This window comes from Erythrobacter sp. S259, assembly GCF_057364965.1.
On sequence record NZ_CP200286.1, the window covers coordinates 417,588 to 441,950 of the forward strand.

The 24,363-nt window shown below is 57.0% G+C and carries 24 protein-coding genes and 1 pseudogene; 15 read left to right on the plus strand and 10 right to left on the minus strand.

The annotated features are described in order from the left end of the window. Window positions 1-36: 36 nt before the first annotated feature. From AC0V60_RS01830 to AC0V60_RS01840, 3 genes and pseudogenes are all read left to right on the plus strand, one after another. Window positions 37-2,301 (plus strand): M3 family metallopeptidase, encoded by a 2,265-nt coding sequence (locus AC0V60_RS01830; RefSeq protein ID WP_486176850.1) that lies wholly within the window; start codon window positions 37-39, stop codon window positions 2,299-2,301. Between the two features lie 201 nt (window positions 2,302-2,502). Continuing rightward, window positions 2,503-3,374: pseudogene (locus AC0V60_RS01835) on the plus strand (crotonase/enoyl-CoA hydratase family protein). Window positions 3,375-3,428: 54 nt separating this feature from the next. Beyond that, on the plus strand, window positions 3,429-3,905 hold the full coding sequence (locus AC0V60_RS01840) for a MarR family winged helix-turn-helix transcriptional regulator (RefSeq protein ID WP_486176851.1): 477 nt from the start codon (window positions 3,429-3,431) through the stop codon (window positions 3,903-3,905). 65 nt (window positions 3,906-3,970) lie between these two features. On the opposite strand, the gene AC0V60_RS01845 is transcribed toward AC0V60_RS01840, so the two are convergent. The 7 genes from AC0V60_RS01845 to AC0V60_RS01875 form a co-directional block, all read right to left on the minus strand. Next, entirely contained in the window at window positions 3,971-4,987 is a 1,017-nt protein-coding gene (locus AC0V60_RS01845; protein ID WP_486176852.1) for a type II secretion system F family protein, read from the minus strand. Window positions 4,988-5,005: 18 nt separating this feature from the next. Further along, a complete protein-coding gene (locus tag AC0V60_RS01850; protein WP_486176853.1) occupies window positions 5,006-5,977 on the minus strand; it encodes a type II secretion system F family protein in 972 nt (323 codons plus the stop codon). Between the two features lie 107 nt (window positions 5,978-6,084). Further along, complete coding sequence (locus tag AC0V60_RS01855) at window positions 6,085-7,371, minus strand: pilus assembly protein CpaE (RefSeq protein WP_486176854.1); 1,287 nt, start codon at window positions 7,369-7,371, stop codon at window positions 6,085-6,087. A gap of 3 nt (window positions 7,372-7,374) precedes the next feature. Beyond that, the gene (locus tag AC0V60_RS01860; protein ID WP_486176855.1) at window positions 7,375-8,034 is read right to left on the minus strand and encodes a CpaD family pilus assembly protein; all 660 of its coding nucleotides are present in this window, start codon (window positions 8,032-8,034) and stop codon (window positions 7,375-7,377) included. 24 nt (window positions 8,035-8,058) lie between these two features. Next, window positions 8,059-9,786, minus strand: coding sequence for a type II and III secretion system protein family protein (locus AC0V60_RS01865; RefSeq protein ID WP_486176856.1), 1,728 nt, complete (start codon window positions 9,784-9,786; stop codon window positions 8,059-8,061). A gap of 23 nt (window positions 9,787-9,809) precedes the next feature. After that, window positions 9,810-10,925, minus strand: a complete 1,116-nt coding sequence (cpaB, locus tag AC0V60_RS01870) for a Flp pilus assembly protein CpaB (protein WP_486176857.1) — start codon at window positions 10,923-10,925, stop codon at window positions 9,810-9,812. A 109-nt stretch (window positions 10,926-11,034) separates the two neighbouring features. Then, window positions 11,035-11,514, minus strand: a complete 480-nt coding sequence (locus AC0V60_RS01875; RefSeq protein WP_486176858.1) for an A24 family peptidase — start codon at window positions 11,512-11,514, stop codon at window positions 11,035-11,037. Window positions 11,515-11,650: 136 nt separating this feature from the next. Here AC0V60_RS01875 and AC0V60_RS01880 point away from each other — a divergent pair, with 136 nt between their 5' ends. The 3 genes from AC0V60_RS01880 (at window position 11,651) to AC0V60_RS01890 (ending at window position 14,017) form a co-directional block, all read left to right on the plus strand. Next, entirely contained in the window at window positions 11,651-12,649 is a 999-nt protein-coding gene (locus tag AC0V60_RS01880) for an alpha/beta fold hydrolase (protein ID WP_486176859.1), read from the plus strand. Next, on the plus strand, window positions 12,646-13,773 hold the full coding sequence (locus tag AC0V60_RS01885) for an NAD(P)/FAD-dependent oxidoreductase (protein WP_486176860.1): 1,128 nt from the start codon (window positions 12,646-12,648) through the stop codon (window positions 13,771-13,773). The genes AC0V60_RS01880 and AC0V60_RS01885 overlap by 4 nt, the downstream gene beginning before the upstream one ends. 67 nt (window positions 13,774-13,840) lie before the next feature. Then, complete coding sequence (locus AC0V60_RS01890) at window positions 13,841-14,017, plus strand: YegP family protein (RefSeq protein WP_486176861.1); 177 nt, start codon at window positions 13,841-13,843, stop codon at window positions 14,015-14,017. A gap of 66 nt (window positions 14,018-14,083) precedes the next feature. Here the strand turns inward: AC0V60_RS01890 and rnhA are convergent, their stop codons facing one another. Genes rnhA through ispH form a run of 3 tightly spaced genes read right to left on the minus strand, consistent with a single transcriptional unit; the run spans window position 14,084 to window position 16,542 of the window. Beyond that, window positions 14,084-14,545 carry a ribonuclease HI gene (gene rnhA, locus AC0V60_RS01895; RefSeq protein WP_486176862.1) on the minus strand — a complete coding sequence of 154 codons (462 nt, stop codon included), beginning with the start codon at window positions 14,543-14,545 and terminating at the stop codon, window positions 14,084-14,086. A gap of 30 nt (window positions 14,546-14,575) precedes the next feature. Continuing rightward, complete coding sequence (locus tag AC0V60_RS01900) at window positions 14,576-15,544, minus strand: homoserine kinase (protein ID WP_486176863.1); 969 nt, start codon at window positions 15,542-15,544, stop codon at window positions 14,576-14,578. A gap of 11 nt (window positions 15,545-15,555) precedes the next feature. Then, window positions 15,556-16,542: a 4-hydroxy-3-methylbut-2-enyl diphosphate reductase gene (gene ispH, locus AC0V60_RS01905; protein WP_486176864.1), complete on the minus strand. Its 987-nt coding sequence runs from the start codon at window positions 16,540-16,542 to the stop codon at window positions 15,556-15,558. Window positions 16,543-16,649: 107 nt separating this feature from the next. On the opposite strand from ispH, the gene AC0V60_RS01910 reads away from it, so the two are divergent. The 9 genes from AC0V60_RS01910 (at window position 16,650) to tatC (ending at window position 24,357) form a co-directional block, all read left to right on the plus strand. Beyond that, the gene (locus AC0V60_RS01910) at window positions 16,650-17,300 is read left to right on the plus strand and encodes a hypothetical protein (RefSeq protein ID WP_486176865.1); all 651 of its coding nucleotides are present in this window, start codon (window positions 16,650-16,652) and stop codon (window positions 17,298-17,300) included. 187 nt (window positions 17,301-17,487) lie between these two features. Continuing rightward, window positions 17,488-19,236, plus strand: a complete 1,749-nt coding sequence (argS, locus tag AC0V60_RS01915) for an arginine--tRNA ligase (RefSeq protein WP_486176866.1) — start codon at window positions 17,488-17,490, stop codon at window positions 19,234-19,236. 49 nt (window positions 19,237-19,285) lie between these two features. Beyond that, window positions 19,286-20,026 carry an SPOR domain-containing protein gene (locus tag AC0V60_RS01920; RefSeq protein ID WP_486176867.1) on the plus strand — a complete coding sequence of 247 codons (741 nt, stop codon included), beginning with the start codon at window positions 19,286-19,288 and terminating at the stop codon, window positions 20,024-20,026. A gap of 118 nt (window positions 20,027-20,144) precedes the next feature. Further along, entirely contained in the window at window positions 20,145-21,167 is a 1,023-nt protein-coding gene (gene nagZ / locus AC0V60_RS01925; RefSeq protein WP_486179411.1) for a beta-N-acetylhexosaminidase, read from the plus strand. 53 nt (window positions 21,168-21,220) lie between these two features. Beyond that, window positions 21,221-22,033 (plus strand): segregation and condensation protein A, encoded by an 813-nt coding sequence (locus AC0V60_RS01930; RefSeq protein WP_486179412.1) that lies wholly within the window; start codon window positions 21,221-21,223, stop codon window positions 22,031-22,033. Further along, window positions 22,030-22,731 (plus strand): SMC-Scp complex subunit ScpB, encoded by a 702-nt coding sequence (gene scpB / locus AC0V60_RS01935; protein ID WP_486176868.1) that lies wholly within the window; start codon window positions 22,030-22,032, stop codon window positions 22,729-22,731. Before AC0V60_RS01930 ends, scpB begins: the two co-directional genes overlap by 4 nt. Before the next feature lie 113 nt (window positions 22,732-22,844). Then, window positions 22,845-23,081 (plus strand): twin-arginine translocase TatA/TatE family subunit, encoded by a 237-nt coding sequence (gene tatA, locus AC0V60_RS01940; protein ID WP_486176869.1) that lies wholly within the window; start codon window positions 22,845-22,847, stop codon window positions 23,079-23,081. 40 nt (window positions 23,082-23,121) lie between these two features. Then, window positions 23,122-23,529, plus strand: a complete 408-nt coding sequence (gene tatB, locus AC0V60_RS01945; RefSeq protein WP_486176870.1) for a Sec-independent protein translocase protein TatB — start codon at window positions 23,122-23,124, stop codon at window positions 23,527-23,529. 9 nt (window positions 23,530-23,538) lie between these two features. Further along, a complete protein-coding gene (tatC, locus tag AC0V60_RS01950; protein ID WP_486176871.1) occupies window positions 23,539-24,357 on the plus strand; it encodes a twin-arginine translocase subunit TatC in 819 nt (272 codons plus the stop codon). Window positions 24,358-24,363 lie beyond the last annotated feature (6 nt).

Genomic DNA, 24,363 nt, shown 5'->3' on the forward strand with positions numbered 1-24,363 from the left:
AAATCATAGGCCAAATAACAGAGAGGTCGCCCTATCATGTCGCGCACATTCGCTTCGCTTGCCGTTTCCGTTTCTACCTTTGCTCTGGCCGCCTGCGCGACCACGGGACAAGACGGCGGGGGCTACACCGCCACCATCGCTGATGCGAAACCCATTCCGCATTCGGCACCAGCTGTCGTTATTCCCGAAGGCACCGGGTATTTCGCCTCTGACAGCACGCTGCCATTCCTCGCGCCCGATTTCACCAAGATCAGCGAAGATGATTACGTGCCCTCATTTGAGCAGGGCATGGCGATCCAAGCAGCCGAAGTTCAGGCGATTGTGGAAAATCCGGCAGAGCCAACCTTTGAGAACACTATCGTCGCGCTTGAGAAATCGGGCGAGATGCTGGGCCGTGTGGCACGCGTGTTCTTCCAACTCACCGGAACCAACACCAATGACCGCCTCGATGCGATCAACACTGAGATCAGCCCCAAGCTGACCGCGCACGGTGATAGTATCACTTTGAACCCACAGCTGTTTGCCCGCGTTAAAACGGTTTACGACCAGCGCGCATCGCTTGGCCTCGACCGTGAAGACAGCAAGCTTCTGGAAAGCACCTATGATGGCATGGTTCAGGCAGGTGCGCTTTTGACCAATGCACAGGTGGAAGAAGTCAAAGCGATCAATTCGCAGCTCTCCACGCTGACCACCGAATTTGGCCAAGAAGCGCGCGGCGCCATGGCAGACCAGCCGGTGATCTTTGACAGCGCCGATGACCTTGCAGGGCTTTCGGAAGGCGATATCCGTTCAGCTGCCGATTTTGCAAAGAGCCTTGGCCACGAAGGCAAATATGCAATCGCGCTTCAAAACACGACGCAGCAACCGCTTATCCCGGCGCTCGACAACCGCGCCAGCCGCAAAAAGCTGTTCGAGGCAAGCTATCACCGCGCCGATGGCAACACTGAGATCGACACCCGCCTGTTGATCGCTCGCATCGCAGAGCTGCGCGCCCGGAAAGCTGAAATTTTCGGACAGCCTGATTGGGCAACCTACACCATGTGGGACCGCATGGCTGAAAAGCCCAGCACAGCGCTTGGCTTTATGGAGCAGATGGTGCCCGCCCTTGCTGCAACACAGCGCCGCGAGGCAGCGTTGCTCAATGAGGCAATCAAAGCGGATGGCGGCGATTATGAGGTAAAGCCATGGGACTGGTATCGTTATGCGAACCAGATCAAGGCTGAACAGTTTGACCTCGATGAAGACGCGGTCATGGAATATTTCGTCCTTGATAAAGTGCTCGAAGACGGCGTGTTCTACATGGCTGAGGAGCTTTACGGCCTGACCTTTAAGCGCCGCACCGACCTGCCCGTCTATCACGAAGATGTGTGGGTCTACACCGTGTTCGAAGCCGATGGCTCGGAGCTTGGCCTGTTCTATTTTGACCCGTTCCAGCGCCCATCCAAACGCGGCGGTGCGTGGATGAGCAATTTTGTGCCGCAAAGCTATATGCAAGGCACAAAGCCGGTCATCTACAATGTGCTCAACATCCCCAAAGCGCCCGAGGGCGAACCGCAACTGGTCAGCTTTTATTGGGTGAACACCGCTTTCCACGAATTCGGTCACGCGCTGCATGGGTTTTTCGCCGATCAGAAGTATGTGAGCCTTTCAGGCACGGCGACCGCGCGCGATTTTGTGGAGTATCCAAGCCAGGTCCACGAGATGTGGATGACCTGGCCAGAAGTGCTCCAGAATTACGCGAAGCACTATGAAACAGGCGAGACCATTCCCACCGAGATGGTTGAGAAGATCGAAGCTGCGTCCAAATTCAACCAAGGCTATGACTTTGGCGAAGTGGTGACGTCGGCACTGCTTGATATGAAGTGGGCTGCGCTTTCCAAAGAAGAGGCAGCCGCCCTTGATACGCCGGAGAAGGTGACCGCGTTTGAGCGTTCATCGCTAGAGGAATTGGGGCTGGAGATTGATCTGGTGCCGCCGCGTTATCGCAGCACATATTTCAACCACATCTTCTCATCTCCTGCGGGTTATTCGGCTGGTTACTACAGCTATCTGTGGACCCAGATGCTCGATCACGACAGCCGCAGCTGGTTCCGCGCAAATGGCGGTCTTTCGCGCGAGGCGGGCGATCATTATCGCAAAACCGTGCTCAGCCGCGGCGGCACGATGGATTACTTTGAGATGTATCAGAATTTTGCAGGCCGTAAGCCTGACGTGAAATACATGCTCGAGGCGCTTGGCCTGACGGGTGGCGATGAAGCCACTGCCAAGGCGCAAGGCGAAAGTGCAGTGGGCGGCAATTAAGTCACCGCAATTCGAACCAGAAAAGACCCCGCCTGTGACCGTCACGGCGCGGGGTTTTTTGTGCCCGTCCTACATAGCGCCGGGCGAAATGGTGGCCTAAGCTGTCCCCTCCCATTTTTGCCAGTTTTGCCCTTCCACCGGGGCTCAAATCTTTTCTCCCCCTGAACAGTGTGCCAAGTGTGCCAAACAGGAGAGATTTCTATGAGCGAATACACGCAAATTCTGGTTGATAAGGCCGACGGCATTGCGACCATCACCTTGAACCGGCCGGAGAAAATGAACGCCTTCACCGGCACAATGGGTTCTGAGATCATCGCGGCGATGGATGACATTGATGATGATGATGATGTGCGTGCGGTGATCTTCACAGGAGCAGGCGACCGCGCGTTTTGCGCAGGCGCGGATCTGACACCTGAGGGGGAGGGCAGGTCTTCTCCGACGGGGCAGAGGTTGATAGCCTTTCCGATGAGCGAGTGCGCGATGGTGGGGGATTGGTCACCTTGCGCCTGTTTGACAGTAAGAAGCCGCTCATCAGCGCCTGCAACGGTGTGGCTGTGGGGATCGGCGTGACCATGCAGCTGGCAATGGATATCCGGCTTGCAGCAGACAGTGCGCGCTATGGCTTTGTGTTTGCACGCCGGGGCATCGTGCCAGAGGCAGCATCAAGCTGGTTCCTGCCGCGTCTCGTCGGCATCAGCCAAGCTCTCGAATGGTGCTATTCGGGCCGCGTGTTCGGCGCAGACGAAGCCAAAGCAGGCGGGCTTGTGCGCTCGGTCCATGCGCAAGGTGACCTCATGGGCGAAGCGCGCGCTATTGCCCGCGAGATTGCCGACAACACTTCTGCTGTATCGGTCTCGATGACGCGCGCGATGATGTGGCGCAATATGAACACCGATCATCCAATGGAGGCGCATAAGATCGACAGCCGCGCGATTTACCGCCTGTCTCGCGGAAAGGATGCGAAGGAAGGCATTGCAAGCTTCCTTGAGAAACGCGCACCTAATTATCCGGGCAAGGTCAGCGAGGACATGCCCGACTTCTACCCATGGTGGGAAGACCGTGCGTACGAGTAATCGCGAAAAACCGGCGGCTTGCACGCGGTTTGGTTTCATGAGAAACCGCATAGCATGACAACGGCCACCGACTTTCAGCTTTCAGACTTTCTGCCCTATCAGCTTTCCATCGCGTCCAATGCAGTGAGCGAGCTGATATCAGAGCGCTATCGCTCGCGCTTTGGATTGAAGGTAACCGAATGGCGGGTGATGGCGGTGCTTGGCGACACCTCAACCCATAGAGGCCAGCTGACCCAGCGCGATCTGACCGAGGCGACCTTGATGGATAAGGTGGCGGTTAATCGCGCCTGCAAGGTGCTCGAAGAACGCGGTCTGATTGCAAGAGTGGCCAATAAGAGCGACGGGCGCTCGCATCTGCTGGCATTGACCGCTGAGGGCAATGCGATCCATAGCGAGGTCATGCCAACGGCGCGCGCCGCTGAGCGGGAGCTTTTCGAAGGCTTTGATGAGGCCGAAGAGGCAGCCTTGCGCACCATGCTGGCAAAGCTGCGCGCACGGGCGGGGCATTTGGCGGATCACTCAGGCGATTAAGATCAAAAAGGCCGGCACGCCCGAAGGCTGCCGGCCCCTTTTGATGGTTGATGAAGGCTTTGGTCTTAGCCGCCTTCTTGCTGCGGTGTGATGAGAGCATCGGTGATCGAACAGGCCGCAGGGCCAAGGATCACGATGAAGAGCACAGGCAGAATAAACATGATCAGCGGAATGGTCATGATCGCAGGAAGACGCGCGGCCTTCTCTTCGGCGCGCATCATGCGTTCGTTGCGGAATTCCGCTGAAAGAACACGCAGAGCCGAGGCAAGCGGCGTACCGTAGCGTTCGGTTTGCACCATCGTCGTGACGACGCCTTTGACCGCCTCGAGATCGACTCTGTAAGCGAGGTTATCGAAAGCAATCTTACGCTCGTTCAAGAAGGAAAGCTCGATCGCGGTGAGTGCAAACTCATCGCCCAGCTCGGAATAAGCGCGGCCCAGTTCTTTCGCGACCCGGTTGAAAGCGGCGTCCACGGTCAGGCCAGCCTCAGCACAGATAACGAGCAAGTCGAGCGCGTCCGGCAGACCTTTCTGGATTTCAGTCGTCCGTTTTTTGGCGAGGTTCGAGAGGTAAATCTCGGGACCCTTATAGCCAATGAAGACGAAGGCTGCGAAGCCGAAGAGGTTTTTCAGCGAGCCTTCACCGAACTCGAAATAGTCGAGCCAATAGAAAAGAACAAAGCCGATGCCGCCAAACACGATCGGCAGGATCATCCTCAGGCCGATGACGATAACCGCCAATTCCTTGTTGCGTATGCCGGCATGGGCCAGCTTCTGCTGAACCGCCTCGATCTGGCTCTGCTCGAGGACGTTCATCTTGCCAAGGCTGTCTTTGACCTTGTCAGTCGTGTCAGTCCGGCGAACGAGGCTGGCGCGTTTGCGCGATCCACCGGTGACAATCCCGGCTTTCAACTCATCGCGGCGTTCTTCAAGCGATTTGACCCGCTTGGCCATGGGGTCCTTGATGGTAACGGCAGCATAAATCGCCATGACAACAGCGAATGCGGCCAGTCCAGCGAGGATGCTACCCACAAGGATAACATCGAAGCCAAGAAGCGTTGGTCCGGCTGGTTGATTAAGCATTGTTCAAACCCTCCCGGATCAAATTTCGAAGCTGACCATTTTGGCCATGATAAAGGCACCGATGCTCATCCAGATGAGCCCGCCGAGCCCTGCGATGATCAAACGGTCATCGACGAAGAACTGGCCCAGATAATCGGGGTTGATCGAATAGATGAGACCAAAGACGATGAAGGGAAGCGAGCCCACAATGTAGGCAGAAGCCTTTGATTCAGAGCTCATCGCCTTAATCTTGAGCTTCATCTGCGACCGTTTGCGCAGCACGTCGGCAAGGTTTGAGAGCGTCTCTGCCAAGTTTCCGCCGGTTTCGCGCTGAATGGCAAGGGTGATGGTGAAGAAGTTGAACTCCGGGATACCAAGTTTATCGCCGGCTTCCTGAAGCGAATCTTCCATCGTTTTACCGATTTTGATGCGCTCTACGACGCTCTTGAATTCGATACCGACAGGACCGGGAACTTCTTCTGCGACAACCTGCAAGGTTTCGGCCACCGGGAGACCTGAACGAAGGCCCCTAACCAGCAATTCGATCCCGTCGGGAAATTTCGTCACGAAAGCGTTGGTGCGCTTCTTGATCATAAAGCCCACCACCATATGCGGCAGACCCAGTCCAAAGACCGCGCCGACGCCAAGGGCGAGGGGAGCAGAGCCGCTTTGCAAAAAGAGGAGAACAGCAACGATCAGCGTCAAGCCAAGCGATGCGTAGATATATTGCGTTAAGTTCCAGCCTTTGCCGGTTCGCTCCAGCCGCATTTCAAGCGCTTCAATGCGCGAGGCAGAACCTGCGACGCGGTGCGACTTGGGTTTGCGGGCTGCGATGGCTTTCTTAAGCTGCGATTCCATTTTGGCATCGGCGCTGTCAGAGTGGCGAAAGCGCAGCGATTCAAGGCGCCGTTTCTGCGCCTTGCCAACGTTCGGCCCGGAAAGCAGAAAATAGCCCCCAACGATCGTCAGAAAGATCACTACTGTGATCAACAGGGTTTGCACTATGTCCATCTTGGTCCTGTCCTGCCCGTACTCGTTGCCATGCTTTAAGCTTGGTGGTTCAGCCTATGTGGCGGTGCGAAAGGGCAACCCTCTCACCGGCAAAAAAGGCGAATTGATTACTCTGCTGCCTCAGCTGCGACTTGCTTCTTGTCTTTTTTCGCAAGCAGCGATTTGAGATCAAAACCGCCAAGCAGCGATTTTTTCTCTTCGGTGATCGCAGCCAGATCTTCCTCACTTGCGCCCATAATGCGCTCAGCGATTTGATTGATCGTTGCGGTCGCCTTTGAGGTCTTATTGGCTTCTGTGAAGACCTGTCCCAGCTTTGCAGCGTTCGATGCCGCTTTGATGTCATAGGGAATTGCAAAGTCGATCTTGCGCTCAATAGAAGCTTCAAAATCGGACCTGCTGATCTCTGCGACGCCGGCTTGATATTTGTTGACCACCACCATTGGGTGAGCGTGCGCAGCATTGGTTTTCAGCCATGACAGAACGCGAATGGTGTCGCGGGCAGATGCAAGGGTGAGCTCGCATGTCAACACAACCAAATTCACATCTGCGAGCAGATGCGGAAAGTTGATCAGCATATTGCGCGGCAGATCAATCACCGTCATTTCAAAGGCTTGGCGGAACTCTTCCTCAAGCTGAACGAAGGCAGCGCCATCGGTCATCAGCGGCTGGCTGATCGGTGCTTCGGCTGAAAGGATCGACAGATTGTCATTGGCGCGGATCATGGCGCGTTCGATGAACAGACCGTCAATCCGGCTTGGATTGTCGATAGCATCGGTCAGACCGCGGCCTGGCTCCAGATCAAGCGCTAACGCGCCTGTGCCAAAGTGCACGTCGAGATCAAATAGAGCGGTTGGGGCCTTGTGGTGCTCGCTGAACAACCATGAAAGCGAGGTTGCAAGCGTCGATGAGCCTACACCGCCGCGGGTGCCGACAACTGCGGTTGATATGTGACGCTTCACACCTTCGACATCGCCTGCTTTTGGCGATGTGAAGACTGCGAGCGCACCGTTAAGTGCATCATGCACAGCTTGAGCGTTGAGCGGCTTCAAGAGGTAGTCATGAATGCCGCTTGCCAGCAGGTCGCGGTAGAGGCGCACGTCATTGACTTGGCCAATTGCGATCACAACCGTACCTGGCTCGCAAACTTCGGCCAACGCATTGATATCATTAAGCGGATCGCCGCTTTCTGAAAGGTCAACGAGAAGGATCGCAGGGCTTGCGCTTACGGAAAGCGATTGGATTGCGTTGCGCAGGCCGCCTTTGTTGCACTTTTCTGGCGGCCAGCCCATTTCGATTACGACAGGGCGCAGCACGTCGAGCGCTGCATCGTCGCAGATATATGCTGCGAAAGGATCGCGGTTGCCGGGAAGTCCCGATTTCCAAGGAGCGTTCATTGCTTAGTTTCCTCCGCCTTGGCCTTGAGCCTGTTGAAGACCGCCCGCGCCGGTTGGTTCAGCCTCGCGGAAGGTGGCAATGGCTTTGGTGCCGGTTGCGATCACGGTCTCACCAGTGCCGGATTGGCCTTCGAGAAGATCGTTGGGATCGGCGACCATCGCTGCCAAATTGCTGTTAATTGCGCAGCCGTAATTCTTGCTCGTTTCATTCTTGAAATTGCTGTCAGACTTGCCGTCCCAATTCGGGCAGTTTGGCACTGATGCGGTTGAGCGGGTGATAACGACGCGGGCTTGACCTGCGCCTAGCAGACCCGTTGTCGTTGGCGCTACGCCTTCCACAATAAGGCCATATCGGCCGGCAAGCTGATTGACCGCGTCTATCACAGCAGGGTTCGATGAGGGATCTTCCACCACAACACGGTCGCCGTAGCGAAGGTCCATCGTCTCAAACCAGCCATTGAGGCGCTGTTGTTCGGTGATCGGCAGGCCTGAGCGGCTTGTGTCGATATCAAGCGTGAAATTGGTGCGATCAACCACCGGCTGATTGACGGAATTCAGCGAGGTGTTTGTCTCGGTGAGCGGACCAGAGCTGCAACCTGCAAGACCAACGCCGAGTGCGAGGGTCACTGCGCCCATCAGCTTGTTTTTGTGTGTCATTTTCATCACGATAACCTTTTTGCTGAGGGCTTAGAGGCTGAAGCCGGGTGCGGGTGCATCGCTGCTGCCGCGCTTTCGATTGCTTTCGGCTCGGCGATCTTTCTTGCTGCCTTGGCGCGAGGGCACGATGGCCGCAGGATCGACGGTGCTGATTTCTGGGTTGGGTGCATCAGGTTCTGATGCCGTTGGGCCGGGACGACGCTCGCCGCTGACACCGCCGCTTTCCTTGTAGAGGAGCAATTGCTCCAGTTCAGTCGATGCGCGGAACCCGTCGGTTGGATAGCTGATGTCGCGTTCGTTCACCGGTTTGACGAGATACGGCGTCACAACGATCACCAACTCTGTTTCACCGCGGCGGAACGAGCGTGAACGGAACAAATTGCCAAGGATGGGCACATCGCCAAGACCCGGAGCCTTATCGAGCGAGTTTTGCGCGTTGTTGCTGAGCAGGCCAGCGATCATGAAGCTTTCGCCTGACCCGAGCTCAACCGTCGTCTCCGTGCGGCGGATGGTAAGGGCAGGGACCTGAAAGCCGTTCAATGTCACAGCGCCTTGCGATGAAAGTTCGGAAACTTCCGGACGCACGCGAATTGAGATGCGACCATTGGAAAGAACGGTCGGAGTGTAGGCAAGGCTCACACCAAAATCACGGTATTCAATCGCGACGTTGCCAAGCCCTTGCGAAATAGGAATGGGGAATTCGCCGCCTGCTAGAAAGGTTGCGGTTTCACCTGAAAGCGCGGTGAGATTTGGCTGCGAAATCGTGGTGATAAGGCCAAGACGTTCTGAAAGGTCCATCGCGCCAAGAACGTCGAGACCAAAGAGTTGGGCAAGGCCGCCGATTGTTGTACCAGCGCCAGCATTGGTGCCAATAGCGCTTCCAAGAACTTCTGCGAGCTGCGGAACGCCCTGCTCATCGACAACAATGTTGCCTGCAATATCACGGACAAATCGCTGTCCAGAAACTGTGCCTGCACCAGGGCCGACGCTCAATGGACCGCCGGTGTTAAACCCTGATTCGCCGGTGAGATCCCGGCCTGTACCAACGCCGCCACGAAAACCGCCCTGGGCGCCATCAATCGTTGTGACGTTGCCGCCAATTTCACGAACCAAGCTGCGGCTGACCTCGGCAAACTTAACCTGCAGGTTGACCTGAAGCGGCGTCGCCGTTTTGAGGCGGGTGATCACGTTCGTGTCCTCGCCGAGGAAGGCCGCCACGAGACGCTCTGCTTCCGCTGCGTCTTCGGGTGCGTTTACCGTGCCTGTCAAAAGCACAGTGTTGGTGCCCATCGTGGCCACGTTGACCTTGGCCTGTGGCATGGCGAGGGCAAGCATCTGGTCGATGCTGCCGATGTTGTTGCCTACACGAATGTTCGCAGAAAAGATTACATCGCCGCGTGCATTGCTTGCGTAGATCGTAGTCTCGCCGCCTGCACGGCCAAATACATAAAGCTGGCGCTGGGATTTGATCTGCACATCAGCGATCTGATCGTTTGCGACGAACACATCGGTCATGGTGCCAGGCACCGCGATCAATTCACCGCGACCAATTGAAAGCACGATCTCAGAATTTGGACTGACAACTTGCTGGGCTGTTGCTGTTCCGGTTGGCACAGCTGCCAGTGGCAGCGTGGCAATCCCGGCAAGCAGTGCTTTGCTAAGAAACTTGGCTTTCATCTTAGGGGCCCCTCTGGATTTCCCTGTGATCCCGGCAACCGAATTGGTACTGGGTGTGTTTGTGATGGTGTCGGCTCGCATGGCGTTTTCCTTCTTCGAGCGCGTTACCGGATCGTACTAAGCGCGGATGGAACGGTCTGACCGGCCTGGCCAACGCCATTGGTCACAGCGCCGTTGAACTGGCCTGATGCGCCAGCGACTGAACCGGCTACAGGCACCTCGTTGGTCGCTTTGCCGCGGGTCACGCGGACCGATGGTCCTTTGTGAACTGGCGCACCGTTGACCTTTGCTGCAACGCCTGGCGCTGCCGGTGTGCGTGCTGGTGCACGGTTGCGGCCGCCATCGTTCTGCGGCGGGATCGTCTTGCGCTGAAAGCGTGAAACGTCGCCGCCGGTTTGGAACGTCGATTTGCCTTCCACAGGGCGGCCCATCGCGGTGCGAAGAAAGCGCTCTTCTTCCTCAGGTGTCGCATCGGCTGGGATTTCAAGCTCGCCAGAGGCAATCGCACGCTCAAGTTCGGCCTGATTGTCCGAAATTGAACGCAGCACCAAAGTGAGTTCGCCGATGGTTTGAGCAACAGCCACTTTCTCAGCGATCTTCGGTGTCACCTCAAGAGTGACTGTACGAAAGGCGCGAACAACCGTTTTGCCTTCTGGGTCAGTGACTTGTTCGGTGGTCTGGTCGGTTGCAAGAACGCGAAGGTTACGAAGCACAGTTTCTGCTGCACGCAGGTCACGGCCTTCGCCGTCAACGCTTTGGGTAAGGACCATATCCACCCGGTCGCCCGGGAAGACGAAGCCAGCAACACCGGTCTTTGCAGAAACAGGAACCGTCACAGCGCGCATGCCTGGGCCAAGCGCGGCTGCTAGGAAACCGCGATCGCCGGGTCGTACAAGCGAACCTTGCGTGACCGGTTGACCAGCGGTGACAGGAAAACGCACGACTGTGCCAAGCAGTTGGCTCATGTCCGAATTGCCTTCAATGAAGTAGGCATCTTGAACGAGTTCTTCTGGCCATTGCTGATAGCCCATGGCGTCAGCCGTAATAATGGTGCCAGCAGGCAATGCGCGGTTTGCAACAAGGACTTTGTGTCCTGTGGGTTCAACCTGCGCTTCGGCGACGGGCGCTGCGTCACCGGCAAACATACTACGTGCAAGAAAGGCGCTGCCGATTGCGACAACCAATGCACCAAGCAGCAGAACCAGTTTCTTCCTATCCATGGCTAATTAGCCCCCTTCGTGAGCCCGTGACATAACGGGCGGGTATGATTGGAGTTCGTACGATCAAAGTAGTTAAGATCGGGTTTCCAGCCCTCACTCACCCGTGAGTTTATGCAAATGCCGGGATCTGGCTGAGGCGCGGAAACAACACCCAAAAGGCCCCGAATGCGATTGCGACGCCGTAGGGGATCGCTAGTTTCTCTTTTTGCTTACGGGCGGCATGATAAATCGCCATTCCAACCGTTAGCGCACCGCCAGCCAGCGCCATGACGACAAGCAGTTGTACAAAGGCGCCCGGCTCAATCCACAAGGCGAGCGCTGTCAGCAGCTTTACATCGCCGCCGCCCATCATCCCGAGAGCGAAAAGACCTGCGAAAAGAGCAAAGGCGGCAAGTGCAACGCCAAGCTGCATCGCGACGCCGGGCCAAAGCGTAAGGCCGCTTGCCCACCAGAATGCAGGTGCGCTCAGCGCAATCGCAAGGTTCAGCCAATTGGCGATAGTGCGCGACCGGATATCAGTGAAAGCGGCGTAAAGGAGCGCAATTGCCAAGGCAATCAGCAGTCCATATTGGACAGTGGTCATCAACATCTAAAGCCCCTTGAAATGGCCGTCACAAATTAGCGGGCAAGGCGTACAGACCTTGCGTCTTTGAAGAGGGTGTTACAGATGAGTGCTTACCAAATAGTAACCACGTTCAACGGCCTGGGACCGTCGCTTGCACCTCATGAACCAAGAAACAACTGAGCCAATCCTTGGTCCAATCAACAGGCGTGTCATCCCGCCAACTGCACGCGAGAGCACTTGGCTCCTTGGTGATGGTCACGAGCTGCGGCGGATCGACTGGCCGGGGGCAGCCCTAGAGGCCGCTGCGAGCAAGCGCGGTTCAATTCTGTTTTTGCCGGGGCGCGGTGATTGCTATGAAAAATATCTCGAGACGCTCGAAGAATGGCACCGCGGCGGGTGGCGGGTCACAGCGTCAGATTGGAGAGGGCAGGCTGGGTCAGGCCGTTTGGGCAAGGACGCCTACACTGGCCATATCGAAGACTTTTCGGTTTGGACCGACGATCTTGGCCATCTGTGGCAGCGATGGGTCGACGAAGTCCCCGGGCCGCATATCATCGCCGGGCATTCGATGGGCGGGCATCTTATCATGCGCGCTTTGGTAGACGGCAAGCTTCAGCGCGGTGTTTCGCCTGCCGCCGCTATCTTAAGCGCGCCAATGTTAGGCATGAAGGGACCGCCGGTGCCATTTTCGGTGCAAGCTCTCGCTGCCAAAATCATGACATGGGTTGGCGATCCGATGCGTCAGGCGTGGAAATGGAGCGAGAAACCCGGCCAATTGCCCGCTGACCGAATAAATCTGCTGACCCATGATCTTGAAAGGTATGCCGATGAACAATTCTGGCGGGACACTCGCCCGGAGCTGGTCATGGGTCCTGCCAGTTGGCGCTGGGTTGAGCGGGCTTATGCCTCGTGCCGGGTGCTGAACAGTGCAGGTGCAATGGAAGCGGTCAAAGTGCCTGTCTTTATTGCCTCAACCAGCCATGACCGATTGGTCAGCCATGCGGCCAATGTCCGCGCCGCGCAGCGCCTTGCGAACGGCCGACTGTTTGAACTTGGCGCAAATGCCCGCCACGAGGTGCTGCGCGAGACAGATGAAGTGCGCGCGAGCGTAATGAACGCAATTAGCGAATTCCTCGATGAGGTAGCTCCGCCTCAATGAACGAGACCCTCTACGACTTTGCGATCATCGGGGCAGGGATGGCGGGCGCAAGCCTTGCCCACGAGCTTGGCCCTTATGCCAAAGTGCTTGTCCTCGAAGCTGAAGATGTACCGGGGTATCACACCACAGGCCGGTCGGCGGCTTTTTGGGAAGAGTGTTATGGCGGGCCCGGCATCGTGCCGCTTACCTTGGCCTCGAAGGCCTACTTGCAGTCCGGCGGCTTCTTGCACAAGCGAGGCGCGATTTACGTCGGACGCTCGCAGGACAAATTGCAGCTTGATGACTTTGAAAAGCGTTTTGCTGGCACCGGGGTCTCTATCGAGCGGATAGGCCGCGAGCGCATTGCGCCGCGCGCTCCAGCGCTGCGCCCAGAATGGTGCGATGCCATATATGAGGAGGCCTGCGCAGATATTGATGTGGCCGCTCTTCACCAGCACTTTCTAAAAGGGAGCGGCTCGCGGCACGTTACTTATCAATACCGGGCCCGGGTTGGCGGGATCCAAAACGAAGCGGGCGGTTGGAGGATTGCAACAGAGGCAGGCGCGGTTCACCGCGCGGCGAAAATAATCAACGCTGCGGGTGCATGGGCTGATACCATCGCCAATCTTGCGAGCGTGCAGCCCTTAGGCATTACGCCCCTGCGCAGAACAGTGGCGCAGCTAAGAACCAGGCCGGCTGTGCCCAGCGATATGCCGTTGATTCTCGATATATCGGGCAATTTCTATTTCAAACCGGACAACGGGCGAATTTGGCTTAGCCCTCATGATGAAACCCCCAGTGATCCGTGCGATGCAGCGCCTGAGGAGCTCGACGTCGCGTGTGCAATTGATGCATTCGAGCAGGCGACCGATTGGAAAATTGAGGCCGTTGAACGCAAGTGGGCAGGCTTAAGGAGCTTTGCGCCGGACCGCCTGCCTGTCTACGGGCCTGACCCGGAAGTGCCGAACTTCCTCTGGTTCGCAGGACAAGGCGGGTTTGGCATTCAAACCGCGCCCGCCGCAGCGCGCATTATGGCGCGAGATATCGTCCTCGGGCTTGAAAGAGACGCGGCCTTGGGCACGGTTGATCCAAAAGTTTACGATCCCGCCCGGTTTTACGAGCGAAAAGCCGCGAGCGCACTCTAGCCAGATTAAATCCGATCTGTATGTTGGCGCATCTGAATTCAAAATCACATGAGAGGGCAATCAAACCATGGCTCACAAGTTTGAAATCTATAAAGACAAAGCGGGCGAGTTCCGCGTGCGCTTCAGCTACAACAGCGAAGTGATGTTCTCAACTCAGGGTTATTCGAGCAAGTCATCGGCGCAAAACGCGATCGACTCGATCAAGAAAAACGGCCCTAACGCACCGACTGAAGACAACAGCTAAGCTGCGGCCTCATTCACTTGATAAACGGGCGTGCCGGATAACGGTGCGCCCGTTTTCGTATCTGACTTAAGGATTGCCGCCCGCAGCAATCTTTTCTGCTGCATCGCTTGCCAGTTGGTCGACACGCTCATTTTCGGCATGGCCCGAATGGCCTTTGACCCAGTTCCAAGAGACCTCATGGCGCGCGCTTGCTTCGATTAATTCATGCCAAAGATCCGCATTGCGGACAGGTTTCTTGCTCGCATTGACCCAGCCGCGCTTTTTCCAGCCGTGGACCCATTTTGTGATCCCGTCGATCACATATTTGCTATCGGAATAAAGCTCGATAAAACACGGTTCGGTCAAGGCATTGAGACCCTTGATAACAGCCTGCATTTCCATGCGGTTGTTGGTGGTGTCCTCTTCGCCGCCTGAAAGCTCTTTTTCGTGAGCGCCCATGCGCAGCAGCGTGCCCCAGCCGCCCGGCCCCGGATTGCCTTTACAGGCACCATCGGTGAAGATTTCGACGCGTTTAGATGGCTTTCCCATGACGTGCTTTTACTGTCTGATGGTTAATTTTCAGGTAAATATATCGGCTGCATGTTCGCTATAGAAGCGCCAGCGAGCGACAAATTGCATCGGATCCTTGCAGGTGACAAGCGCATCGGCGGGTGTGTCGAGCCAATCCTCCGCTCGGCTTGCGACAAAGCGAATGGCCGCTCCCTTCGCAATTTCAGGGAAGGCGCTGCGTTCATCCGCGGTCAGTGGACGCATGGATTCGTAGCCTGAGAGCAAAGCCTGCCCTAACTCGGGCAAATAGCTGCCGTCCTCGTCAAAACACCAAGCCGCATGGGTTATCGCAAGGTCCAATGCCATGGCACCTGAACAGGCAAAGTAGAAGTCGATTAGCCCGGTAACCTTGCACCCCAGCATCAAGGTGTTGTCAGGGAACAGGTCTGCGTGAATTTGCGCATGAGGCAGGCCTGATAAATCCAGCCCCGCCGCGCGCCGCGCAGGCTTCAAAATAGCGGGAAGCTGCGGATGGATATTTTCGAGGTTTTCAATTCCGCATTTCGCGAGGCATTCGAGGTTTTGAGCAAACCCCATCGTATTCTCGCGCGATAGGACGAAGTCCCTGCTTGCTGCGTGCAGATTCGCTAACGTTTCGCCGACCGCATAGCTTTGACCGGCCTCGGGCTTTGTCGGGGAGACGCCGGGAAGAAACTCGATCAGCGCCACAGCTTTGTTATCCAGCATTCGGAACGCGGCGCCGTCATGATCGTGAATGGTGCGCGGAACCGGGCAACCTTTTGCAGAAAGATGGTCGAGCAGCCCGAGGAAATACGGCAAATCCTCAAGCTCAATGCGCCGCTCATACATCGTCAGTATGAACCGGGCACCTTCGCCGTCCGCTCCGGCGGTGTCGATCAGCCAATTGGAATTGGAGACGCCTTCTGCAATCCCCTTGGCCGACAATAATTCGCCAACCGGGTAATGGCTGATAAGCTCAGCCAATTCTTCAGCGCCAAGGTGTGTGTAAACGGCCAAGGGATTGCTAGTTATTCGGTGAGTTGGCGAGGCAGTTTGAAGACCATTTTCTCTTCGGTGTGCTTAATTTCGCGCTCAGCAATGGGGCGCAGCTTGGCAAGCGCGTCGACGACCTCGCGCACCAGAACTTCAGGAGCCGATGCGCCAGCGGTCAAACCAATTGTTCCCACACCCTCCAGCCAAGCCGGGTCGATTTCATCAGCCCGCTGGATCAATTTGCCAGGCGTGCCAAGGCGCTCAGCCACTTCGACCAAACGAAGCGAATTGGACGAATTGGGCGCGCCGACAACAAGCACGAGGTCACAGTCGTGCGCCAGCTCTTTCACCGCTGCCTGACGGTTCGATGTGGCGTAGCAAATGTCTTCCGCTTTGGGTCCGCTGATATTGGGATAGCGCCATTCAAGCGCGTTGATCACCTCGCGTGTGTCATCAACCGACAGCGTGGTTTGCGTAAGGTAGGCAAGCGGCTGATCACTATCGAAGGGAAGCTTGTCGACGTCCTCGATATTCTCCACCAGTGTCATCTGGCCGGGCTCCACCTGGCCCATCGTGCCAATCACCTCCGGATGGCCTTCGTGACCCACAAAAATGATGTGCCGGCCTTTTTCGAGCTGTCGTTCAGCCTGACGATGGACTTTTGAAACCAGCGGGCAAGTCGCATCGACATAGATCATATTGCGCCGCTCAGCTTCGGCGGGCACAGCTTTTGGGACGCCGTGCGCGCTGAAAACGACGGGCGCATCTGTCGGCACCTCGTCCAGTTCCTTAACGAAAATTGCGCCTTTGGCCTTCAAGCCTTCGACGACATATTTGTTGTGAACGATTTCATGGCGAACGTAGACCGGCGCGCCGTACCGCTCGAGCGCTTTCTCAACGATTTCAATGGCGCGGTCGACACCTGCGCAAAAACCGCGCGGCGCAGCAATCAGCAGATTGAGCGGTTCAGCTGACAATTGGCCGCCGCCATTTGCAGCGTCATGAGTTATGGGCGCATTCATATAGGACCCTCTAGCGCTTTGCTGCGTGGCTCGCTAGGGGCATAAATGCGTTAGGACAAATGGCGCTCTGAGCGCTGAATATGATTTTCAAGGGATCACGGTTAAAAATGACTCATCGCAAAACCGCAATTACCGCGCTTGTAGGCGCAGCCGCGCTCGCTGGTTGTGCTGGCGAAGGTGATCTTGTGATTGATCAAGGGGTGGGGGTGACTTCGGTTTTGTCATCATGCCCTGATATTGGCATCCCTGATTTTACCGGTGATGTGACCGTTTTCCGCACTGAAGGCGACAAAACGCAAAGCAATCTTGATGTCACCGCCGCGATGACCAACCTTCGCACCACTTGCGATGATACAGGTGCCAAAGTGTACTCAGAAGCGAGCTTCGATGTGCTCGCGCGGCGGACCGATGCGCGGGGCAGCCGCACTGTGACGCTCCCTTATTTTGTGACCGTATTGCAAGGTAGCAGCGCGGTTGTGACCAAACGAATTGGCGAGGTCTCGGTGACTTTCGCTGACGGTCAAGACCGCGCGCGGGCATCGGCGAAAGCGGGTTCGTTTATTGACCGCGCGGCGGCGACCTTGCCTGAGGACATTCGTGAACGCATCACTCGTAGGCGGCGAGCAGGGGACGCAGATGCGGCGCTTGATCCGCTCTCGGCACCGGAAGTGAAGGCCGCTATCGAGCGCTCACGATTTGAGATGCTGGTCGGCTTCCAGCTTACCGAATCGCAGCTGGCCTACAACGCGACGCGTTAGTTTTCATTTTTGCCCGTCCGGGCGAACACCTGGCCAGACGCCCTTCGCATCGTTGCGGATTGGCTGCGAGCGGCCCACTGCCTTTGCGACACCTTTGCGACACCTTTACTCCGTCTCTGGGAACCTTGGGGCACAGTGACCCTTTCCCTTTGCCCTTGCTCCCCTTTGCGCTAATTGCGCGTTCGAGATGACTGATATGCAAACTTTGTACACGGCCTTTGGCGGCACGGTTGAAACTGCCCTGAACGCTCTCGTCGCAGAGGGCACGCTTCCCGCAGGCACTGCGTTCAACAACGTGACGCTAGAGCCGCCGCGCGATCCTGCGCACGGCGATCTTGCGACCAATGCGGCGATGGTCCTTGCCAAACCTGCCAAAACAAACCCGCGCGCATTGGCCCAATTGCTGGCCGCCAAGCTTGAAACGGCCAAGGGCATCACCAGCGCAGAGATCGCGGGACCTGGATTTATCAATCTGAGGCTCGATCCCGAAGTGTGGATTGCAGAATTGCAGGCGATCACAAGTTTGGCCGACACCTATGGGCGTTCCGCAATGGGCGAAGGCACGCGGGTCAACGTCGAATATGTGAGCGCGAACCCCACTGGCCCAATGCATATGGGACACTGTAGGGGCGCTGTGGTGGGTGATGCGCTGTCAAGCTTGCTCGAATTTGCAGGCCACGATGTTACCCGCGAATATTACATCAATGATGCAGGCGGGCAGGTCGATACGCTCGCGAAGTCTGCGCATCTGCGCTACCGCGAGGCGCTGGGTGATACGATCACCATTCCGGAAGGGCTTTATCCCGGCGACTATTTGATACCTGTAGGTCAAGCGCTCGCAAAAGAGCTGGGCGATGTCTACAGGGATGCGCCGGAGGAAGACTGGCTCCCATTGTTCCGCGAGCGCGCAGCCGAGCAAATGATGCTGCTCATTAAATCGGACCTGGCGCTTCTTGGTATCCACCACGATGTCTTTGCATCAGAGGCCGAATTGCACGCCACTGGTAAGCCGGATCAGGCAGAGAAATGGCTGCGCGAACAGGGTCTTGTCTATGATGGTGTGCTAGAGGCGCCTAAAGGCAAGGCTCCGCCTGAAGATTGGGAGCCGGTCGAGCTGCCGCTTTTTCGCTCCACCAAATTTGGCGATGATCAAGACCGGCCGATCAAGAAATCGGACGGCAAATGGACATATTTCGGCGCTGACCTTGCCTATCACATGCAGAAGGCGGAGGGCGCTGATGAACTGATTGACATCTGGGGGGCGGACCACGCCGGGACGGTTAAGCGGATCAAAGCAGCCGTTGCCGCACTCTCGGCAGGCAAGGGCAAGACCACCCCATTTGACGTCAAATTGGTTCAGATGGTTCAGCTTATGCGCGGCGGTGAACCTGTAAAAATGTCAAAGCGTTCGGGCAATTTCATCACTATCGCCGACATGATCGGCGAGGTGGGCAGGGACGTGGTGCGCTTCACCATGCTCACCCGCAAACCCGAGGCGCAGATGGAATTTGACTTCGCCAAGGTGGTCGAAGCATCCAAAGACAATCCTGTCTGGTACGTGCAATACGCTCATGCACGGATCAAATCGACTTTACGCAAAGCATTGAAAGAAGAGGGTTTTACACCTTCACCCGACGATTTATCGGGGCTTGGTGATGAGGAAATCGCGCTTGTCAAACGCGCCGCGCAATTCCCGCGCGAGGTGGAGGCTGCGGCCAAAGCGCGTGAACCGCACCGCATCGCTTTTTACCTCTATGACTTGGCAACTGACCTTAATGCCTTCTATTCTTTGGGTAACACCGATACGAAAAAGCGGTTCATTGTGAAACACGATGCTGCTTTGTCGCAGGGCCGCCTTTTCCTTGGGGAAGCTATCGGGCAGGTTATTCGCAATGGTCTGCGCGTGCTTGGCGTGGAGGCAGTGGACAAAATGTAACGGAACCGGCGGAAGAATATGCTGGTAGTCCGGGGGTAATGGGCCTGAGATGATCAACGCTGAATATAACGAAGTTGAAGGTGCTGACGCAGAATTGGACCTGTCTGCGGACGACAGCCTGCCATGGCTTGAAGCGGATGATGAAGACGATGGCACTGGCGGGGTCGACCATACGCAGATCATCGTTCTTGCCATCATCCTGCTCGGATTGCTCGCGGTCGCTGTCGCAACAGTTTTGCTGGCCGGCGGTAAAACGTCAGGCGACGCCGAGGTTGCTGATGGCAGCGTGATCGAAGCTCCCGAAGGCCCCATTAAAGAGCGCCCCGATGATCCCGGCGGCAAAGAATTCGCAGGCACTGGCAATGTTGCGCCTGTCGTTGGCGAAGGCGGAACGCCCGCTGGCGTCATGAACACCGATGGCAATACGGGCGCTGGCGGAGGATCAGGTGCTGGGTCAGCAGGCTCCGCGGCTACTGCCAGTTCAGCGGCCAAAGGGAGCGCGTCGGATTCTGGTGCGGGCGGCAACGAGGCCTCTGGCGCTGCTGCACCGCGCGGCGGGATTGGTGTGCAACTCGCCGCCTATTCATCGCGCGCCCGCGCTGAGCAAGGGTGGAATGAGATCAGACGCCGCACTAGCGCGCTTTCAGGCATGCGTTACCGCATCGAAGAGGGTGTGGTTGATATTGGCACCGTTTACCGCCTGCAAGCGGTTGCAAGCGACGTCGCATCGGCTAACAAATTGTGCGCGAGCCTCAAATCCGATGGCATTGATTGTCAGGTGAAACGCTGATCTTCGTGGTCCGATTTGGGGCAAGAATGCGGTTTCCCACCGTGTTTCCCCCTGAAAAGGCCACAATGGAGCGTTCGGATGCTTGCCTCAGGGGCCGCTCGCTGCAAATCTAAGCCCTATGGTTCCAGCGATATTCGGATGTTCAGGTACGGCACTCACAGCAGAAGAGCGCGCGTTCTTCCTCGACGCTGATCCGGCGGGATATATCCTGTTCGGGCGCAATTGTGAGACGCCGGAGAAATTGCGTGCCCTCACCAATGAGCTTCGAGCGTTGCACGGGCGCGATGATCTGCTCATCTCGATCGACCAAGAGGGCGGCCGCGTAGCACGCCTTCGCCCGCCGCATTGGGCCGCCTACCCATCGGGCGAAGCGTTTGACCAGCTGTATCAAGTGGCGCCTGCGAGCGCGATTGAGGCTGCAAGAGCAGGCGCAAAGGCGATGGCGCTTGAGCTTTCCGCCATGGGGATCACGGTCACCTATCACCCGCCGCTTGACGTGCGTCAGCCGGGTGCCACCGACGCCATTGGCGACCGTTCGCTTGGAGGTGAACCAATGCAAGTGGCAGCCATTGGCCGTGCGATCCTTGATGGGCTTGGCTCTGGCGGCGTGACCGGCTGCATCAAGCATATGCCGGGGCACGGGCGGGCGCTGGTGGATTCGCACAAGGAGATGCCGCGCGTTGATGCAAGTGCTGAGGAACTGGAGGTCGATCTGGCTCCGTTTCGGTCGCTGGGTTCCGCGAGGCTGGGTATGACCGCGCATTTGTTGTTCCCGGTCTGGGACGACGCGCTCCCCGCAACACTGTCGCCGACGATCATCCGAGATGTAATTCGTGGGAACATCGGGTTCGATGGCCTGCTTTTGACCGACGATATCGACATGGAAGCGCTGGATGGCACCGTGCCGGAGCGCGCCGAACGAGCCATTGCCGCTGGCTGCGACATCGTGCTCAATTGCTGGGCCAACATGGGCGATATGCAAGGTATCTGCGAGCGCGTACCCGGCATGAGCGAAGCGGCGGAAGGGCGATTGGACCGCGCTCTTGAAGGTACAATTGTGGCAGACACGATTGCTGAGGAAGCAGCCGAGCTTCTGGCCAAGCGCGATGAGCTGCTGGCTCTCACGGGAGAGGCTGCATGAGCCCTCCTATAACGACCGAGAACGAAGAGGGCTTCATGCTCACCGGTGGCAGCATGAATGCCGTGGAACCCGGTGCTATTATGCCCGATGGCTGGGATGATGATCCTGCCAAACAGGGCGCGAAGCCGGGCGAGGAGGCGCTTTATCTGGAGCTTGATGGGTGGGAGGGACCGTTAGACCTCTTGCTTGACCTTGCAAGGCGGCAAAAGGTTGATCTCAAACAAATCTCGATCCTCGCGCTGGTTGATCAATATCTTGCCTATATCGAGCGTGCGCAGGACTTGAGGCTGGAATTGGCCGCCGACTATCTGGTGATGGCCGCATGGCTTGCCTTTCTTAAGTCCTCGATGCTTTTGCCCAAAGACGAGCAGGAAGATCCCAGCCCCGAAGAGCTAGCGCTGCGTCTCCAACTGCGCCTTCAGCGTCTGGGTGCGATGCGCGAGGCGGCAGCGCGCCTTATGGGCCGTGACCGGATCGGCCGAGATATATTTGTCCGCGGCGCGCCAGAGGGGCTGCGCACAGATCGCAAGGTGCTGTGGAAGTCCGATGCGTTTTCGCTAATCCAAGCATATGGCCAGGTCAAAGCGCGCACTGCGCCGCGCATTTATCACGTCTCGGACCGTCCGGTGATGACGCTCGACAGCGCGCTTGACCGGGTATCGGCGATGCTTGGTGTAACGCTCGACTGGATGGATATTCGCGATTTTCTCCCCAAACACGCAGAACCGGCACTGCGTAAATCGGCGCTGGCTTCCAGCTTTGTGGCAGCGCTTGAATTGACACGTTTGGGCAAGGCGGAGCTTGAACAGGAAGGCGCGTTCGAGCCACTGCGCATTCGCCGTCTTAAAGAGACAGCTGACGCATGATGTTCGAGGAAGCGGATGAACCCGATGAAATCGAACGCGGCCTTGAGGCGACCCTTTTTGCTGCCGAAGAACCCCTCAGCGTCGATCAACTCTCGGCGCATTTGGGGGACTGCGACAAGGATGTCGTGCGCGACGGCCTAAAGGCTCTTGCGCACCATTACGAAAAGCGCGGTGTCCATCTGGTGGAGCGAGGCAAGCGGTGGCATTTTGAAACCGCGGCTGACATGGCGCACCTGCTCAGGCGCGAGAAAGAGCAAGTCCGACGCCTCAGCCGCGCGGCGACCGAAGTGCTCGCAATCATCGCTTATCACGAACCGGTGAGCCGCGCCGAAATTGAATCGATCCGGGGCGTTCAGACCAGTTCTGGTACGCTTGATGTGTTGATGGAGGCAGGCTGGATCAAACTTGCAGGACGGCGCGAGGTGCCCGGACGCCCGGTGATCTACGCAACAACGGCTGCATTCCTCGATCACTTTGGCTTGTCTTCACGGCGCGATTTGCCGGGAATAGATGAGCTTCGCGCGTCGGGACTGCTTGACCCGGTCGATGAAGCTTTTGAAGACGCCATGTCAAAGGATGACGATGTCGATGCCTCTGAGCACGATCCACAAACGCAGAATTCGGAAAAGACCACACCCGCATCGCCGGACAGCGTTACTCGCGGGCCTGAAGAGCCTTCTGGACCTGAGGATAGCTGAAATGAGGGCCTGAATCGCGCTCTGAATCGCGGTCTGACTGGCGCGATGGCTCGCTTGCTCCTATATCGGTTGCATAAACCTCCCTTGCAAAGGGCAATTAAGAGAGAAGTCTTATGTTTGGCCAAATCGGTATCTGGCAAATCCTCATCGTCGCTCTGGTCATCTTGGTCCTGTTTGGGCGCGGACGTATTTCCGAAATGATGGGTGACTTTGGCAAAGGGATCAGCAGCTTCAAGAAGGGAATGACCGAAACCGAAGAGGCCGCCGAAGAGACCAAAGGCCAGATCGAAGCACCTGCAAAGGACGTGAAAGACGCCAAGACCAGCGAAAAGAGCGAAACCTCCAGCTAATTCAAACGCGCAAGTTTAGCGCATTTAAGAGCCCCCTTTCATGTTTGACATCGGCGCAGCAGAGCTTTTGGTGGTTATCATCGTCGCGGTCCTTGTGATCGGGCCGAAAGATATGCCCCTAGCCATGCGTCAGGCAGGCCGCTGGATCGGCAAGGTTCGCCGCGTTTCCTCTCATTTCCGCACAGGCGTCGATGCCATGGTTCGCGAAGCCGAGCTTGAGGATATGGAGAAGAAGTGGAAGGCGCAGAACGAGGCGATCATGAAGCAGTCTGCCGCTGATGTGGAAGCGGCTAAGGGCGAGCCTGTTATGACGGGGCCTCCGCCTGTTGCAGACACGCCGGTTCCTGATGCTGAAAGCGCAGCCAAAGACACCGCGAAAACCGTTGCGCAGGCACCGACACCCCAAAAACCAGCCGCGACCGATAAACCGGCAAAGCCTGAAGGATAGGCTGCGGTTATGGCTTTTGAGATCGACGATATTGACGAAACCAGAGCGCCGCTGCTCGATCATTTAATTGAGCTGCGCAGCCGTTTGGTGCGCGCAATTTTTGCGCTGCTCATCGGCTTTGGTGTGTGCTTTTATTTTGCGGACCCTATTCTGGGCTTTCTCGTTCAGCCACTCAAAGATGCTTTCCCCGATGGGGAGGGGCAATTGATCTTCACCAAGCTGCCCGAAATCTTCTTTGTCGAGCTCAAAATTGGCCTGTTTGCAGGGTTTATGGTGAGCTTCCCCATAATCGCCAATCAGCTTTGGGCATTTGTTGCCCCCGGTCTTTACGCGCAGGAAAAGAAGGCGTTTTTGCCGTTCCTTATCGCGACGCCGGTGCTGTTTATCGGCGGTGCGGCGCTCGCTTATTATGTGGTCATGCCGCTTGCCTTCCTGTTCTTCTTAGGCTTTGGCGGGGAGGCAGGCGGCTTGCAGGTTCAGGCGCTGCCCTCAGCGGGTGAATACCTTGGCCTTGTGATGCAATTTATCCTCGCATTCGGGCTGACGTTCTTACTGCCCGTTTTGCTCATGCTGCTGCACCGCGCCGGAATTGTGACGCGCGCGCAATTGGTTGCCGCAAGGCGCTATGTGATTGTTGGGATCGTGGCATTAGCGGCGCTTGTCACACCGCCTGATCCCGGCACTCAGGTCATTCTCGCCGTGCCCCTGTTGGTGCTGTTCGAAGGGTCGCTTTTGCTGATGCTGTTGCAGGATCGTTCTAAGGGCAAAGAAAGCCCCGAGGATGAAAGCGAGCAGACCGGCGAAGACAGCGAGCAGCCTGCGCAATAGGCAGAG